Source organism: Asticcacaulis sp. (genome assembly GCF_027484505.1).
Lineage (GTDB): Bacteria > Pseudomonadota > Alphaproteobacteria > Caulobacterales > Caulobacteraceae > Asticcacaulis.
This window is the reverse complement of the sequence record NZ_JAIXSV010000057.1, coordinates 1-15958: the sequence shown is the minus strand read 5'-3', so window position 1 is coordinate 15958 and position 15958 is coordinate 1. Positions and strand designations below refer to the sequence as shown.

Here is a 15958-nt window from a genome sequence, read left to right as displayed (position 1 = left end):
CAATGATCGAATTTACGACTGGCAACATTCTGGAGGCGGAAGCCGATGCGCTCGTGAACACCGTCAATTGCGTCGGTGTGATGGGCCGCGGCATTGCGCTTCAGTTTAAAAACCTCTTCCCAGCGAATTATGACGCCTACGCCGAAGCGTGTGCGAAAGGGGAGGTGCGTCCGGGGGAGATGTTTATTTATCCGACAGGCCGCCTGACAAATCCCCGCTTCATCGTAAACTTCCCGACGAAGCGCCATTGGCGCGGCAAGAGCCGTATGGAAGACATCGATAGCGGACTAAAGGCGCTTCACAAGGATATAAAGGCGCTAGGCATCACCTCGATTGCTATACCGCCACTTGGGAGCGGTCTGGGCGGTCTGGAATGGGGACAGGTGAAGCCACGGATCGTGTCAGCACTGGCGGATTTGAACGATGTTCGCATCGTGATCTATGAGCCGATGAGCGCGCCCGTTGAGACGCAGTCGCGAGAGGTGCCCTCGATGACCGTTGGTCGCGCTGCGCTGGTTACCCTGATGAACCGTTACTTGCGCGGACTTATGGACCCTTTTGTGACGTTGGTCGAGCTGCAGAAGCTGATGTACTTTATGCAGGTCGCCGGAGCACCGCTGCGCCTAAATTACAGCAAGCACTTCTACGGTCCCTACGCTGAAAATCTCAGACATGTTTTGAATCGCATCGAAGGGCATTTTGTCTCAGGGTATCAGGACGGGGGTGACGCGCCCTATAAGCAGTTGTCGTTGGTCCCAGGGGCTGTCGATGAAGCCGAGCTCGTTCTGCAAGCGGATGAAGCGTCACGCGCCCGTTTTGATCGGGTGGGGGAGTTGGTGGAAGGCTTCGAAACGCCCTTTGGGCTGGAGTTGTTAGCCACGGTTCATTGGGTGGTTACTCATGACCAGGCAAGGGATGCGGCCAGCGCGATCAACCAAGTCTATGCATGGAACGAGCGTAAGAAGCAATTCTCGCCAAGGCAGATCGAAATAGCCTTCAATACGCTGGTTGAAAAGGGATGGTTACACGCGGCGTAATGATGGCGCACGCCACCATGCACCTTTGCCGACACCCGCCGCACACCACCGCAAAATCACCTTACCCCTCTCGAAGTATCGGACAGCCCACAGCATAGTCCTGCACTGGCTGCAGTGTTCTGGAGGCTGAAATGAGTGTTGCCGGTCAAGATGATGCTGTCGTGTCACCAAAGCCGCGTGCGATGAGGATCGTACGATTGCCTGAGGTAAAGACACTCACGGGTCTCAGCCGTTCGACGGTGTACGAGCGTATTCGGGAAGGCGGCTTTCCCAAGCCGGTTGGTCTCGGTGGTCGCAATGTCGGCTGGGTCGAGCGCGAAGTTATCGCCTGGATAGAAGACCGCGTGGCAGCGTCCCGTTCGTCGGTGCGATAGCCGGGCAGGGTGGGTTTTTTTGGGGGGCTCGCCGCAGGCGCCGGTTTGGGAAGTCGTGTGAGTTCTGGCGGTTCGCCAGGGAGTGCGGGCCGGGCCTCGCGGTATCGATTTGAGATTTATACCTCAATAACCGGCGATCTAGGAGGAATACAGTCCGCGCTCATCCCTCGGGCGCTCAGACACCGAATGGTTGGCATCGTTTGCCGCGTCCTCGGGCGTTCTTGGCGTCTGGGCCTGCCAACGTATCTTGAATGTGATTAGGCGTAAAATGAGGAGGCTTATAAAGTCCAACAGTGTGGCAGGAACCCGGCTAAATTTCCTCCCGCGTGGTGAAGACTCTCAGGGCTCTTGATCAGTGAGGACAGGCCATGAACGAGTTGGTTTTGGCGAGCCGACCTAATGCTGTGCGGTATGTTCGTGTTTCCACAGAGCATCAACGGTACTCCCTTGAACATCAGAGTGACCTTATTGCCAGCCACGCGACTTCGTGCGGTTACAACCTCATCGCCACCTATACCGATGAGGGCAGAAGCGGACTAACGATTGCGGGGAGGGAAGGCTTGGTTCGGCTTTTGCACGACGTGACCAAACCCCAGCGAACCTTCTCCATCATACTCGTGCTAGACGTCAGTCGGTGGGGGCGATTCCAGGATGTGGATCAACATGCTGCCTACGAGTTCATTTGCCGAGATATGGGTGTTCGCATAGAATACGTTAACGAGGCTTTTGCCAACGACGACAGTGTAGCCACGTCTCTTCTGAAGCATATGAAGCGGATCATGGCGAGTGAGTACAGTCGCGAACTTTCCGTGAAAGTCAGCCGTGCGGCCGTCTCCACAGCTGAGAGAGGTTTCAAGCAAGGGGGGCCGTTGCCCATTGGCTACCGGAGAATGCTAGTCTCCGGGGATGGTACACACCAACGCATCCTACAGGCGGGTGAGCGAAAATCACTAACATCGGACAAAGTCGTTATCGTTCCCGGGCCAAAGGAAGAGGTCGCGACTATTCGGCGTATATTCAAGCTTTTCACACGGGATCGCTTTGATCTGCGCACCATCGCCCGAAAACTTAATAATGACGGGGTTGCTGCCGACAGTGGCGGGGTGTGGACCGCTCGGAAGATAAAGGGTGTGCTGACGAATACACTGAATATTGGCGTATATAGCTACAATAAGACGACGACGAGGCTGAAAAGCAAAAAAGCGAAAAACCCTGAAGCGATGTGGATAAAGGTGAGGGTTGGGAAACCACTCGTGTCCGAGCAGACGTTCGATTTGGCAAAGCGATTGCTACTTAAGCGACCGACGAAGTACACAAGACGCGAAATGATTGCAGGCGCTGGGCGACTTCTCAAAGCAAAGGGCAGGATTTCCAGCGCGTTGATAGCCTGCTGCCCAGACATTCCGGGGCCGCATACATATGCGCGACATTTTGGTAGCCTGGCTAAGTTATATGAACTTTTGGGTTATAAGCCCGATACAGCGCACCAAAGAAACGCGTGTAAAATGACCCGCAACAAACATCAGAGGTATACGAGAGAGGAACTTCTCGACGGTTTGAAAAGACTGTTAGCGGAGAAAGGGGAGTTATCAGGACGGCTTATTCAGCAGTGCCCGTATACGGCGTCCCCAAGCGTCTACCCTAAACGGTTTGGATCCATGAGGTTGGCATACGCGGAGATAGGCTATGCCAAGGGCTATCTGAATTCTGGACGGAAATCCTATTGGGACGCGCACCAGGATTTGGCCATCAAAAAACTCAAAACATTGCATGATCGAAATGGGTTCGTCACGACCGCGCTCGTCGAAGCCGATCCAGAGCTTCCTGCGACGGATTGGTTCCGCCATCGCTTCGGCACCTTCACCAATGCTTGCGCCGCCGCTGGGATTACCCTGAGTCACGGTGAGCAGGTCGCGGAAGGTTATTACCGGATGATATCGAGATACGCAAAGTCGAAGCTTGGAGAGCCCGTTGTTCGACGGAGTAAAGCTAAGCTTGGTAGCGACGAAGAGCTCATAGCGGGCATCAGGCGGCTTTATCAAGAACACGGGCGGGTAACGGCCAATTTGATAGACGACGACCCCTTTTTGCCCACGACATATCGTATTTATGAGCGATACGCATCCCTCAAGCATTTATACGTACGGGCGGGCATCCCGAATGTCGGGCGGCTGGGAGGGCGGCGTAGCCGTGAGACGTTCCACGCTCATCCACCTTCCAGATAAGCACCCGTGGGCAGTGACTGGCCAGAAGGCGATCCGGCGAAAGTTAGCTCGGTTGTGATGATGATCGACGTGCGCTGTTAGAGATTACTGATCAAGTGGAACAGGAGCGGGCCCTCGGGTTGCGCGCAAGGTTGGCAGCGCTGATAGGCAGCGTTGCTCAGTCATCTTTCTCTGACAGATATATGGCCCTCGGGCGGTGCAGAAGGGACTATGAACGGAGCTGTCTGAAACCGCCATCACGTGAATTTTACCGAAAATAACCCCACTCAAGCGGATTTTCACCGAATGTTCCCGCTAAAATATTACCGTTTCAGCGAGGGAAATTTTTCATGAGAAACAGTAATATTTCAGCCACTTGGCACGGGTTCGATTCCAAAATCTGTCCCCATTTCGCCGAAAATTTTGGGGGTCTAATTGGTGGTCTCGAACAATTGTTACAAAGAAATAGGTGAGAGAATTCATCCCCTTATCCCGTGAATGTGGTTACGGCTCCAGCACCACTGCGCCTTCTCGCGGCCTGGGGCGCATTACAAAAATCCTTTAAAATTAATAGTTTAGGGCCTCAGTGAGGTCCGCCGACGTCCGACCAGATCCGCCCGCATTCGGGCGTATTGGGGGTCTTTTTGGGGGTCTCGCGACGAGCCTCAAAAAGCGAGACCCCCAAATGTCACTTTCAGACGCCGTAATCCGTTCCGCGAAACCAAAAACCGACGCCTATAAGCTATTCGATACAGGTGGCTTGTACCTGGTCGTCAATCCAACAGGATCGAAACTCTGGAGGCTGAAATATAGGTATCTTGGTAAGGAGCAGCTTTTAGCGGTCGGCGTGTACCCCACCGTTAGCTTGAAGGATGCCCGGCGGCGGGAAGACGCTACAGGCCTCCGAGTTTTTGGGTATTACTCAGCCACGCGTGTCTGATTTGCTACGAGGCAAGCTTGGAAAGTTCAACCTGGAAACCCTTATCGCCCTCTCAGAACGTACCGGCCAACGCATTGATTTGCAGAAGTCGCGCGCGGCCTGAATCGGTTGTCGGTCGTGGGCGGTAATCGCGAGCGCGCCCTAACCGTCGCAGTGCTACGCCCCCTTGTGACATGTTTCCGGCAATGGAAGAGCGGTGTTTCGTAGCCTCGCTTTGCGAGGGGTAGCTAGGCCCCATCCATCGAAATTGCGGTCTAAAATAAAACTCATTAGATAATAAAAATCTCCCTTTCGGATGAGGATTGATGGGTAAATCACCCTTCAGGACGCCAGGTAAAGTTTTGAAGATCGTGCGAAATGTATCACATAGCAATGATTTTTGGACCATTTTTGATTAATGGGGCTGATTTGTTACATCAGAATTTCTGGCCGTAAAAACGCAGATATTTTATCGACAAAATAAAATTCAGTCTATAGGAAATAAGCACCTGACGTCCTGGTGATCTCCCCCTCTCGCCGGTGTACGGTCGGCAGCGGGTTACCTGACTTGCCGGCAAGGTTATGAAACAGCGTCGTCTTGGGATATCCCCCCCAACCGATGCCGGTCACAGCTCATACTCGGAGGCTGCGACCCTGAAGGTCCGGGAGTAGTGCCCCGGACCTTTCCCTTTTCCCGCTAGAGTTTGGTTTGCCAGTCATCAGCCGTAATGCTTACCCCGACGGGTACTTCGCCGCAGCGGTTGCCTCCAGCGGACGGTAATAATACTTGCCGACAAGGTCCTGTGCAGGCGGGCTATAGAGATACTCCAGATAGGCTTTGGCCACCTCGGCGGTGCCGCGTTTGGCAACCACCTTATCGAGCCACGCCACCGGCGGTTCGGTCAGGATCGAGGTCGGCGGGGTCACAATCTCAAGCGCGTCTCCCGCGCCTAATTCTTTCACCGCGAGATGGGCTTCATTCTCCCAGGTGAGCAGAACATCGCCCAGCCCGCGCTGGACAAAGGTCGTGGTCGATCCCCGCGCGCCCGTATCGAGCACAGGCACATGGGCATAGAGCTGACGAATAAAGTCTTCAGCGCCCGCTTCGCCGCCCCGTGTTTTAAGCGCCCACGCCCATGCTGCCAGATAGTTCCAGCGCGCCCCGCCGCCGGTCTTGGGATTGGGGGTAATGACCTCCACCCCCGGACGGATCAGATCGCCCCAATCCTTGATGCCTTTCGGGTTGCCCTTGCGCACCAGAAACACAATCGTTGAGGTATAGGGGGCCGATTCATGCGGCAGACGGCCCTGCCAGTTGGGATCGGTCAGGCCCGCCTTGGCGAGGCGGTCGATATCGGCCGATAAGGCCAGCGTCACCACATCGGCCTCCAGACCGTCGATCACCGCACGCGCCTGTTTGCCAGACCCGCCGTGCGACTGGCGGATCACGACGTCCTGTCCGGTCGTCTCTTGCCAGTGTTTGACGAACAACCCGTTGAACTCTTCATAGAACTCCCGTGTCGGATCATAAGAGACGTTGAGCAGTTCAAGGGCCGGCTTCTTGGTCGCTGGCGCGGGTGTACAGGCAGACAGCAGGGTCAGCGCCGTTGCGCCGGTCAGGAGATGGCGACGGTCAAGGACAGGTGTGGTCATAGAATCAATCCCGTGAAGAGGGCGTCTGCACAGGTGCGCAGACGCCCGACATCAGAACATCAAGCTGAGCCGGTAAGCCCGGATCAGAACGCCTTACGCACCGTGACGCCGAAGCTGCGCGGGTCGCCGGGCTGGCCGTAGATGGCCCCGGAGTTGCCGGCCTGAAGGCTCAGGAATTGAAGATACTCTTCGTTGAAGGCGTTCTTGGCCCACAGGAAGACCTCGGTGCCGCCGCTGGCGCGGTAGCCAACGCGGAAGTTGGCGATGGTCGAGGCTTCAACGACCGTATATTTGGACACCGACGGATCAGAGTTCCAGTCCGAGCGGTAGGCAACATCGCCGCTGAAATAGGCGTCGCCGCTCAGCTTACCGATGGTGGCCGGATGGTTATATTCCCAGCCGATCGAGCCCGCCCACTTCGATACACCGGGCAGATCCTTGCCGCTGAGGTCGGCAACGGAGGAACTGGAGGTCTGAAGCTCCAGCGGCGCCGGACCATTCTTGAACGAGGCGTACTTGCCGTCGGTGTAGCTCACCGACCCATAGATCGAGAGGTTGTCGGTTGGACGCCACTTGCCATCCAGTTCAACGCCACGCACCTCGACCTTCTCGATATTGGCGAGATAGGGACGAATGGCGCCCAGATTGCCGTCCACCACAGTCGCCTGATAGTCTTTGACGTTTGTGCTATAGACGGCGACATTGACCGTGGCGCGCTTGTCCCAGAACTGCGTCTTAAGGCCCGCTTCGATGGTCTCCACCTCTTCCGGCTTGACGACGATGGAGGCGGTAAAGGGCTGGAAGTTGGCATCGACCGGCACGCCGGTGGCGTTGATGCCGCCCGACTTATAGCCCTTCGACAGGTTGACATAGCCCAGCACGGTGGGCGTCAGGTCATAGGCGAAGTTGATCTGACCCGACGGGCTGTCGTCCTGATAATCGGCCGTATAGGCATAGGTCGGGGCGATATTGTTCTTGGCCGTGATCTGCGACGCGACCGTGGTGGCCAGACCGCCGGTGACGATCTGACGGAAGCTGCCGTCCTTTTCCTCATAGGTATAGCGCAGGCCCGGCGTGATGCGGAAACGATCCGTCACATTCCAGGTCAGTTGCCCGAACACCGCGTAGGAGCGCACCTTGGTCACCACGTGGGTGTTGGAGGTCAGGCCGTCAATCAGGTTTGCGGGCACATTGGTACCGATCAGCCAGAAGGCGCCGTCCTTACCCCACTGTTCCACGCCATTGGTTTCGACGCGCTGATTGAAGCCATAGGCTCCGACCACCCAGTTGATCTTGCGATCGCCATTGGAGGCCAGACGGACTTCCTGCGAAATCTGCTGCTGTTCGGATGGGTTGTTGGACTTTGAGCGGATCGACAAGGAGGTGTAGTCGCGGTCGTTCTGCGGCGTCCAGTCCCAGTCACGATAGGCCGTGACCGAGGTCAGGGTGACATCGCCCAGATCCCAGTTCACTGTGCCCGACAGGCCATTGATCACCTGCTTGGCTTCCAGCGGCGAATTGACGTCAACCAGACGGTCATAGGGGTTGGTCGATGGTGGCGCATAGTTGAGCGCCGCGGCCAGCGCCGGGAACTGACGATTGGCCGCCCGCAGCGACGCACCATAGCGCACGAAGGTCTGGGTATTGGCTTCCGGGTCCTGATAGGCGAAGTCGTAGGACAGGCGCACATTGAGCTTATCCGACGGCTTCCACAGCAACTGGGCGCGCAGAACCTGACTGTTCAGATCGTTCTGCTTGACGTTCAGGAAGGTGTTCTTGAACAGGCCATCGCGCTTCGTGCCGCCAAAGGCGACGCGCACGGCCACCGTGTCGCTGAGCGGACCCGACAGGCTGATCTTGGTTTGCAGGAAGCCGTAGTCACCGACGCTGGCCTCAATGCGGCCTTCCGGCGTGAAGCTGGGGGCGCGGGTGGTGATGTTGAGCGCACCGGCGGTGGTGTTCTTGCCAAACAGGGTGCCCTGCGGGCCGCGCAGGATTTCGACGCGCTCAATGTCGATCAGATCGACGACCGCCGAGCCGGGGCGGGCATAAAAGACTTCATCGACATAGATGCCGACGCCCTGCTCAAGACCGTCATTGGTCAGGCCGATGCCCGACCCCAGACCGCGAATGGTCGTCGCCGTATTGCGCGGGTTGGACGAGATGAATTGCAGGCTCGGCTGCACCTTTTGCAGGTTCTCGACATTGTAGATCCCGGCTGATTCCAGCTGTTCACCGGAGATGGCCGAGACAGCGATCGGCACCTTTTGCAGGTTTTCGCTTTTGCGGCGCGCGGTGACATAGACATCAGTGATGGCGTTATCGCCAGAGGCTGCGTCATCGGCGGCAGGCGCATCAGTGGCGAACACGGGGGCGGCAAGGGCGAGCGAAGACACACCAGCCAGAAGGGCGAGCGAAATCTTCCCCGCCTGCAAAGCGGAGTGAGAATAGGACATGGAGGATACCTTCGTGTGTGAGAGGCGTCGCTTCCGGTCGGTCCGGTCAGGGCGCGCGTGCTTTTGTTTTCAGAGCCGGACGTCTTTGTCGCGGCGGGTCTCAAAGCGAACCTTTTCGCATTTCTCGATCTGAACGATACGGGAGTCGTGAATGACGATTTCCACGGAGCCGTAGCGGATCTGATCGATAGCCTGGAGGATCTGCTCCTCGGCTTCGGAGAGGTCGCGGTGTATTTTCAGAGCCTGCGGAGGGGTCACAGTGTTTGTCCTCAGCGTTAAATTACCATCTCATTAGTCGTGTATTGCCTCGGAAACGTCAACGGTAATTTCGTTCAGTTTAGAAATGATGAGCTGGTTGCGCGGTCCTCCGGCACTGCCCCCTACAGCGCGCCATTGGGGGTGATGTTTTTATAAAAAATTGAATATAATAATAAAAATGAATAAAAATAAAAACTGATGTGGTGAGTTGTAACCGTTGTTCCCTTTGGTCTCGCGTAAAACGAGATGCGTTGACGGTTTTTGAATTTAGTCATTCTAATGGCAAATCGGACAAAGTGAGTTTTATTTAACACACTTAACGTCTTATTTCTGCTGTTGGCGTCCTGGGAGGGGAGCGATGCCCTGCGCGCCTCTGACGCTGAGGGCCGTCCATCGGCGATTTCATCAGAGGGCCTGCAACACTGAGTGATTTGTCTTGGGGTGCCAAAAGACGGACCGCTCACACGCGGGCCACCTCCCCCCCCCAAGTGTAACGGGCTAAGTTAGGCAACCGGCGCGAAACGGCGGGGCATAGCCCTCACCGTGAGGGGGGGCAGGGATTGCCGCACGTCTGACGCACCTACGCAGGTGCCGTGGGTCCTGCGGGTCGAGGGTATCGGGTCTGGCCGGGGCCGCGTTTTATACGCAGGCTTGAACTCTCGCGGCGGGCTATCGGCACGAGGGTTCAGGTATTGAGTATCCAAACCCTACACCTTAGGGGGTAACAGACCCTGAGTGCCCTGAGGTATAGCCGGACCGATGGCTGAGCCGAGGGTGCCCGTGGCACTTTTTTCAAGGGGCCCGCCAAACTGATAGGCGGCCCGACGCACCATGGCCGGCCCCGCGACGACATTTTCACTGATGGCCGCGTTCAAAAATCCCTTTGGCGCGATCACCGGTGCGTCCTTTACCAGAAAATCGGCGAGACCCGCCGCCCCGCCAAAATGGTCGGTGTGCGAATGCGTATAGATGATCGCCACAACCGGTAGCTTTAATGCCAACACTGATCCTGCGCTCAGTCTTCGAGCGCGCGGGGCTCACCCTTGAGCGATTACCCATTGCCTTTCGGCACGAGTCCTCACGCTGTGACTTCGATCGCCATTGGTCTCCATGGAATGAGGACTTGGGGTGCCAAGAAAATAGCTTGTCAATCAAAATTGTCTGAGTATACACTGTATACTAAATAATTTCCTCAGGCCTTGGCGTCCCGATGCATAGAAAATTTATCGCTGACAATCATTCCAATTCGTGTGCAGCGGATTGCGCTTGCGCTGTCCTCACGCGGCGGTCTTTTTTCGCCGGTGCGGCGGGTGTATCGCTGTTTACCGGAATTGCGTCGCTGGCAACACCTAGCCATGCTGCGAACACTTCGGTCAATCTCGCCAAGGTCGCGACCGCCTCGACCTCTTATCATTCCGGCGATACCCGCGTATCGGCGCTGAATGACGGCAACACCCCGGCCAATTCCGCCGATGCCGAAGCGGGCATGTACGGCAATTGGCCAAAGACGGGCACGGAATGGGTGCAGTACGACTGGAGCGAGCCGGTCACGACCAACCGCATCGAGGTGTACTGGTGGGTGGATGGCCAGGGCGTTGGTGCGCCGAAAGCCTGTCGGATTCTCTATTGGAATGGCTCAGCCTTCACGCCGGTGAAAAACGCGCAAGGCTTGGGTGCGAAGAAAGACATCTTCAATATCAGCACCTTCGATGCGGTGACGACCGATAAACTGCGTCTGGAAATCGTTTCGGACGGTACGCTCTCGACCGGTATCCTGGAATGGAAGGTCATGAGTTCGGGGGTCGTGCCGATGTTCGCCCCAGCGGTGGCGGCCGGTATTGATCGCACGGTGGTCATGGGCGGTAAGACCTACCTCCGTGGCAAGGCCGAGTGGCTGACCTCTACGGCCGACGCTGGCATTCTGTGGCGCAAGGTGTCCGGGCCGGGCGAAGTCACCTTCGCCGATCCCAAGGCCCCGGTCACCACGGCTCAGGTCTCTGCGCTCGGCGACTATGTGTTGGAACTCGAAGCCCATACCGGAGGCAAGGTCAGCCGCTCGACGCTTAAGCTCCATGCTCAGGCCGCACCGCCGCCGCAGCGGCTCGATGTCGTCTATACCAAACGCTACAGCATCGACAGCTCGCTGTGGAATACGCGCGCCAAGACCCTGATTGTTAACTGGATTCCGCACGTCATCGACTATTGTGAACGCACCGATCTGACCATCGGCAATGGCGGCATCGACAACTTCATCGAAGCGGGCAAGGCCAATCGCGGCGAGCCGCATGGCCCGCACAAAGGCTACGTCTTTTCAAATGCCTGGGTGCTGGAAACGGTCGAGGCCATCTGCATTGCTCTGATGGTTGATCCGCAGGGCGACAAAGATATGATCGCGGCACAGGATAAGATGCGTGAGACGCTGGAGCGGTGGATTCCGATTATCCTCGCTGCGCAAGAGCCAGACGGCTATCTTCAAACCGCCAAGACCCTGGCCCCAAAATCAGAATGGCCGGAGCGCTGGTCGCCCGAACAGCGGAGCAATCACGAGGGTTATATCGCCGGCTATTTCATCGAATCCGCCATCAATCACTATACCCTGACCAATGGACAGGACCGGCGCCTTTATAATGCCGCCAAGAAGCTCGCCGATTGCTGGGTTACCCATATCGGGCCGGGCAAGAAGGAATGGTTCGATGGTCACCAAGAGATGGAGCAGGCGCTTGTCCGCTTCGGCCGCTTCGTCAATGACGAAGAGGGGAACGGCCGGGGCGACGCCTATATCGCGCTGGCCAAATTCCTGCTGGAATCGCGCCGGGGGGGACAGGAGTACGACCAGAGCCACCTGCCTCCGGTGCAGCAGTATGAGGCCGTCGGCCATGCCGTCCGCGCTGTCTACTTCTATTCCGCCATGGCCGACATTGCCGCCGAGACCGGCGACCGCGACTACCAGAGCGCTGTGGCCTCGCTGTGGGACAATATGGTCAATCGCAAATACTACGTCACCGGCGGCATCGGTTCTGGCGAGACCTCTGAGGGCTTCGGGCCGGACTACAGTTTACGCAACGGCGCCTACTGCGAATCCTGCTCAAGCTGTGGGCTCATCTTCTTCCAGTACAAGATGAACCTCAGCTACCACGACGCCAGGTACGCCGACCTCTACGAGCAGACCATATACAATGCGCTCCTGGGATCGACCGATCTCGAAGGGCGCAGCTTCTGTTACACCAACCCCCTGATCAATACCGAGCGCACCCTCTGGCACGTCTGTCCGTGCTGTGTCGCCAACATCCCGCGTACCCTCCTCATGATCCCGACCTGGGCCTATGTGAAGGATAAGGCGGGCCTCTATGTTAACATGTTCATCGGCTCAACGATTACCGTCGAAAAGGTGGCCGGGACCGACGTCGAGATGGTGCAAAAGACCGACTATCCCTGGAATGGCGCGGTCTCGATCACCGTCAATCCCAAGGAAGCCAAGACCTTTACGGTCCATGTGCGCGTGCCGAACCGCCAGACCAGCGCGCTCTATACCGCGACCCCGGAAATCAGCGGCCTGAAACGCTTCACCGTCAATGGCAAAGCCTATTCGCCGGAGATCATCAATGGCTATGTGGTCGTGACGCGTGAGTGGCGGGCAGGCGATACCATCGCCTTCGAAATTCCGATGGAACCGCAGCGAATCCACGCCGATCCGAAGATCGAAGCCGATCGGGGCAAGGTGGCCCTCGGCTACGGGCCTTTAGTCTACAACGTTGAACTCGCCGACCAGAAAAGCATAACCCAACCTCTTAGCAAGGCACCGATCAAGGCGGAATGGCGCGCAGACCTGCTAGGTGGCGTGGTGGCATTGACCGGAAAATGGGCCGATGGCTCGCCCATGTTGGCCATCCCCAACTATGCACGGATGAACCGCATCGGTGGCCAGGCCAGCGAAATGGGCGCTGACGATATCGACTACGCGCCGGGCACAAAGTCAGAAGTAGCTGAGGTCGGACCCCGCCAACGCTTTACTGGTCTGCAATCTCAAGTCTGGATAAACGATCAGGGGTGAGAGTCAGGCGCTTGCCTTGGTGTTTCACATACGTCCGCGCAGTACGTGAGCTTTTGTCGGGGTGCCAACCTGCCGAGATTTACGCGCCTAGGGCAAACCCCACATGGCATGTGTCTTGTCGGGATAAATAGCTCGGTCGGTGCGTATGGACCTAGGCGTAGGCTCATCTCTCCGAGCTCGTGCGACTTGCGTGAAGCTCGACACCACCGTGCAACGCGTCTTCATCACCACTGGCAGGCGCGTGCCCGGGTTTAAGTACAACCTCCATATCAAGGGCTCGGGCTATTTCGATGAGCGTCTAAAGCTGAAGATCAACGTCATAGCTTTCGAGTCTGGAAATATAACTCTGGGGGATGCCTACAAGGTTTCCCAACTCCGATTGAGACATCCCCTTCGCCCTACGTAGAGCCTGTAACTGGCGAACAAGACTATCGGACGCGTTCTGCTTTGTGGCGGACATTTCTTTTGCACTGAATAGAGCCTATCAAACGGCTGCGATGAGGCGTGAGGGTTCGATTAACCGATGGTGTGCCGTGATGTCTGATGGGCAGACGAAGCGTTATGTATCAATAAATCTAAATCCTCACTAGGGTCGCCACTTCACCTCACTTCTTTTGGTGATCTCCTGCGGAATCTCGTCGAGATTTCCACCTCTTTGAGGGGACTGCTGGCTGTCGGCCTCCACGAACCCGCTGTAGGCACCGCGCGTAAGGGTGGGGCCTCCCCGGAGTTCGACGTCGCCATAGAGCTTTGCCGTTCCCTTGATCACCGCCCCCGGTTCAAACTGTCCGATGCCCATAAAGCTGGTTCGAACGACAGCCTTGTCGGTGACCTTAACGCCATTCGAGATAAGGCTAAGCGCGCCGACGATAGCGTCACCGGAAACCTCACCCCCGTTCACAACGGCATGATCTTCGATGCGTGCCTGATCCAGCACCTTACCGCTCAATACACGGGCCTGAGGCCCCACATAGGCACTCGCTGCGACCTGCGCGCCATCGGCGACCCAACCGCCGCCATTCGGGTGTCGGTGTCCTTTGGCGGTAGGTGTCGGAGTGCCTGGCTCAAATCCCTCCGGCATGGCCCCTTCGAAGCTCGCCATCCAGGGATAGCGGTAAATGGAGTGCCAGGGCTGGTCCCATTGAATCTTCTGATAGATATCGGGGGCCCCCATCACGACGAGATATAAAGCCTTATCTGTCGGCTTGACGGGGAAGATCATGTCACCATCGGCCCCATCGACAACGGGGCTAATCCTCGATTGGCCATTCTGACTGATGGCAACTACCCCCCAACGCCAGTTTGACCCCGGATCAGCCAGTGTCGAAGGTTCATGCTCAAGGCCTGGAAGCGGGTTTGCCGGCTTCGTCTGAACGATGCCCCGAAAAGTAACTGTTACCGTCGTTGCGCCGCTATCGGGGAACAACCTGACAATGTTATAGCCCCAGCGCTGTGGTGCCCAATCGAAGGGCACCGCAAATTGCCGCTTTTGGGTGTCGATGGCATCAAGCTGGGTGACTCGCAGGAAGCGTTGGCCGTCGCGCTGGTCGTAGGAACCGTAGGCCTTACGATAGATTTGGCCTTGATCGCTGCCGTCCGGATTGATGTAGTCCCAGTTAACATTGTGCAGCGCCCAGTTGCCAAACACATCATTGAATTGGCTAAGGCTCCAGTCCCGAGTGCGCATCAGCACAATGAAGGGGTCTTCCTGCTCGTATCCCGCCTGACCTGGTTTCAGCGCGTCAGACCAGAGGCGATTGACCGCCTCATAGCCGAACTCATTCTTCAGGTATTCAAGAAACTGCCAGCTACAGTAGCGATCTCGGGTCGAGCCGTAATAGAGGTGGGGGAAGTTAACCAGCATCTCGGAGCAATGGACGTTATCCCGGAAAACAGGAAGTTGATGCGTCATCCAATTAGCGTGGTTTTCCCACAACCAGCCCGAATAGACAGAGTCCCGGAAGCCACGCGACGAACCCTGTAGCCCGTGGGCAAATTCGTGTGCGAGACCCCAATTGTCTTTGAGCGACAGAGGGTGAATCCACATGCCCATATCACGCTCCCCTGTTGGTCCGCCGGAAAGCGCAAAGCTCGGGTCGAGATTAATATTGGCCTTGTGCTTTTTGCCAGTGTCACAGTAGGGGACGGCAAACTTCGTTCCGTCCATATAGAACTTCCAGATGTATTCGAGCGTCTCTCCGGCGGAGATGGCATCTGCCTTGTTGACGGAGCCCTCTTTCCATCTGAAGGCGTAATGCTCAGTCTCATACTGTACAGGCGCTTCCTCCGGCGTGCCGGAGACAACGGCGAAGGGACCAGAAACGCAAGTGTCTTTGGCTTCGGCAACGGAGAAAAGGGCAGAAACGGCCAGCAGAGCGGTCGCAGATATCAAGGCGCGCATGGGAGTCTCTATCTGGCGGTGAACAGGCGAAGGCCGAAAATCATGCCGGTCGAGCGGCCATTTGTGGGCTGAAGACGAACAGTGACGGTCTCCTTGCCCTTGGTAAAAGTTTCGGGAATGTCGTAGATTTCGTCAAAGAACGCGCCGGGTCGGGGGGCCTCTGTATGGGCCACGCTGACCGCCTTTTGACCGTCGATCAGCACGTCGAAAGCGCGCTTGTCGCTCCCCCAGTAGGTCGCCTGCATCTGCAAAGGCCCGGCATCCAGGCCCGGCGTTTTGCGCACCTTCATCGTAAATTGCATGAACCCACCCTGCCGCGCATCGCGTCCATTGCGTCCGCGATAGGTGCCGGGCCAGGACACGTCCGATTCAAGATTGTGATCGCGTTCCGGCTGCATCTCGCCGAGGTGCATAACGTCCACCGAACGGGCGGCCAGATCACGCTGACGTTCCTGGTCGGCGAGAAAAGCCGCCTCTTCGTCCTTCCATTGCGCCTCTGTAAAGCGTTTGAAATAGACCCCGCTGCGACGCTCATACTGGGCGTAAAAGGGCACGAAGGTCATGTCCGCCGGGCGGCCAATGCCCTTGGTGCGAAACTGTGCTTT

Annotated in this window: 13 protein-coding genes; 6 read left to right on the top strand and 7 right to left on the bottom strand. The window is 57.0% G+C overall.

The window, feature by feature from the left end; genetic code table 11:
- The first annotated feature begins 2 nt into the window (after positions 1-2).
- From Q0072_RS02710 to Q0072_RS21875, 5 genes are all read left to right on the top strand, one after another.
- Positions 3-1037 carry a macro domain-containing protein gene (locus Q0072_RS02710; RefSeq protein WP_298325373.1) on the top strand — a complete coding sequence of 345 codons (1035 nt, stop codon included), beginning with the start codon at positions 3-5 and terminating at the stop codon, positions 1035-1037.
- A 131-nt stretch (positions 1038-1168) separates the two neighbouring features.
- Positions 1169-1411 carry an AlpA family transcriptional regulator gene (locus Q0072_RS02705; RefSeq protein ID WP_366941773.1) on the top strand — a complete coding sequence of 81 codons (243 nt, stop codon included), beginning with the start codon at positions 1169-1171 and terminating at the stop codon, positions 1409-1411.
- Positions 1412-1779: 368 nt separating this feature from the next.
- Positions 1780-3636, top strand: a complete 1857-nt coding sequence (locus Q0072_RS02700) for a recombinase family protein (RefSeq protein WP_298325367.1) — start codon at positions 1780-1782, stop codon at positions 3634-3636.
- Positions 3637-4300: 664 nt separating this feature from the next.
- Complete coding sequence (locus Q0072_RS21880) at positions 4301-4555, top strand: Arm DNA-binding domain-containing protein (RefSeq protein ID WP_366941772.1); 255 nt, start codon at positions 4301-4303, stop codon at positions 4553-4555.
- Complete coding sequence (locus Q0072_RS21875) at positions 4488-4658, top strand: XRE family transcriptional regulator (protein WP_366941771.1); 171 nt, start codon at positions 4488-4490, stop codon at positions 4656-4658. Before Q0072_RS21880 ends, Q0072_RS21875 begins: the two co-directional genes overlap by 68 nt.
- A gap of 608 nt (positions 4659-5266) precedes the next feature.
- Here the strand turns inward: Q0072_RS21875 and Q0072_RS02695 are convergent.
- The 4 genes from Q0072_RS02695 to Q0072_RS02680 form a co-directional block, all read right to left on the bottom strand.
- On the bottom strand, positions 5267-6187 hold the full coding sequence (locus Q0072_RS02695) for a sulfate ABC transporter substrate-binding protein (protein ID WP_298325364.1): 921 nt from the start codon (positions 6185-6187) through the stop codon (positions 5267-5269).
- An 83-nt stretch (positions 6188-6270) separates the two neighbouring features.
- A complete protein-coding gene (locus Q0072_RS02690) occupies positions 6271-8643 on the bottom strand; it encodes a TonB-dependent receptor (protein WP_298325361.1) in 2373 nt (790 codons plus the stop codon).
- Between the two features lie 69 nt (positions 8644-8712).
- Positions 8713-8901, bottom strand: coding sequence for a YezD family protein (locus tag Q0072_RS02685; RefSeq protein ID WP_298325358.1), 189 nt, complete (start codon positions 8899-8901; stop codon positions 8713-8715).
- A 707-nt stretch (positions 8902-9608) separates the two neighbouring features.
- Positions 9609-9902, bottom strand: a complete 294-nt coding sequence (locus Q0072_RS02680) for an MBL fold metallo-hydrolase (protein ID WP_298325355.1) — start codon at positions 9900-9902, stop codon at positions 9609-9611.
- Between the two features lie 209 nt (positions 9903-10111).
- Between Q0072_RS02680 and Q0072_RS02675 the strand changes: the two genes are divergently transcribed.
- Complete coding sequence (locus Q0072_RS02675) at positions 10112-12952, top strand: beta-L-arabinofuranosidase domain-containing protein (protein ID WP_298325353.1); 2841 nt, start codon at positions 10112-10114, stop codon at positions 12950-12952.
- Between the two features lie 298 nt (positions 12953-13250).
- Here Q0072_RS02675 and Q0072_RS21870 read toward each other — a convergent pair whose 3' ends face one another.
- The 3 genes from Q0072_RS21870 to Q0072_RS02665 all read right to left on the bottom strand — a co-directional run.
- Complete coding sequence (locus tag Q0072_RS21870) at positions 13251-13412, bottom strand: helix-turn-helix transcriptional regulator (protein WP_366941770.1); 162 nt, start codon at positions 13410-13412, stop codon at positions 13251-13253.
- Positions 13413-13538: 126 nt separating this feature from the next.
- Positions 13539-15353: an Svx/AvrXca family virulence/avirulence protein gene (locus tag Q0072_RS02670; protein ID WP_298325351.1), complete on the bottom strand. Its 1815-nt coding sequence runs from the start codon at positions 15351-15353 to the stop codon at positions 13539-13541.
- A gap of 8 nt (positions 15354-15361) precedes the next feature.
- Positions 15362-15958 (bottom strand): DUF6805 domain-containing protein (locus Q0072_RS02665; RefSeq protein ID WP_366941769.1); only part of this gene is annotated, 597 nt, incomplete at its 5' end.

Coding starts and splice junctions, on each gene's coding strand:
- Q0072_RS02675 (WP_298325353.1), top strand. CDS start 10,112: ATGCATAGAAAATTTATCGCTGACAATCATTCCAATTCGTGTGCAGCG.
- Q0072_RS21870 (WP_366941770.1), bottom strand. CDS start 13,412: ATGTCCGCCACAAAGCAGAACGCGTCCGATAGTCTTGTTCGCCAGTTA.
- Q0072_RS02695 (WP_298325364.1), bottom strand. CDS start 6,187: ATGACCACACCTGTCCTTGACCGTCGCCATCTCCTGACCGGCGCAACG.
- Q0072_RS21875 (WP_366941771.1), top strand. CDS start 4,488: ATGCCCGGCGGCGGGAAGACGCTACAGGCCTCCGAGTTTTTGGGTATT.
- Q0072_RS02705 (WP_366941773.1), top strand. CDS start 1,169: ATGAGTGTTGCCGGTCAAGATGATGCTGTCGTGTCACCAAAGCCGCGT.
- Q0072_RS02710 (WP_298325373.1), top strand. CDS start 3: ATGATCGAATTTACGACTGGCAACATTCTGGAGGCGGAAGCCGATGCG.
- Q0072_RS02700 (WP_298325367.1), top strand. CDS start 1,780: ATGAACGAGTTGGTTTTGGCGAGCCGACCTAATGCTGTGCGGTATGTT.
- Q0072_RS02670 (WP_298325351.1), bottom strand. CDS start 15,353: ATGCGCGCCTTGATATCTGCGACCGCTCTGCTGGCCGTTTCTGCCCTT.
- Q0072_RS21880 (WP_366941772.1), top strand. CDS start 4,301: ATGTCACTTTCAGACGCCGTAATCCGTTCCGCGAAACCAAAAACCGAC.
- Q0072_RS02690 (WP_298325361.1), bottom strand. CDS start 8,643: ATGTCCTATTCTCACTCCGCTTTGCAGGCGGGGAAGATTTCGCTCGCC.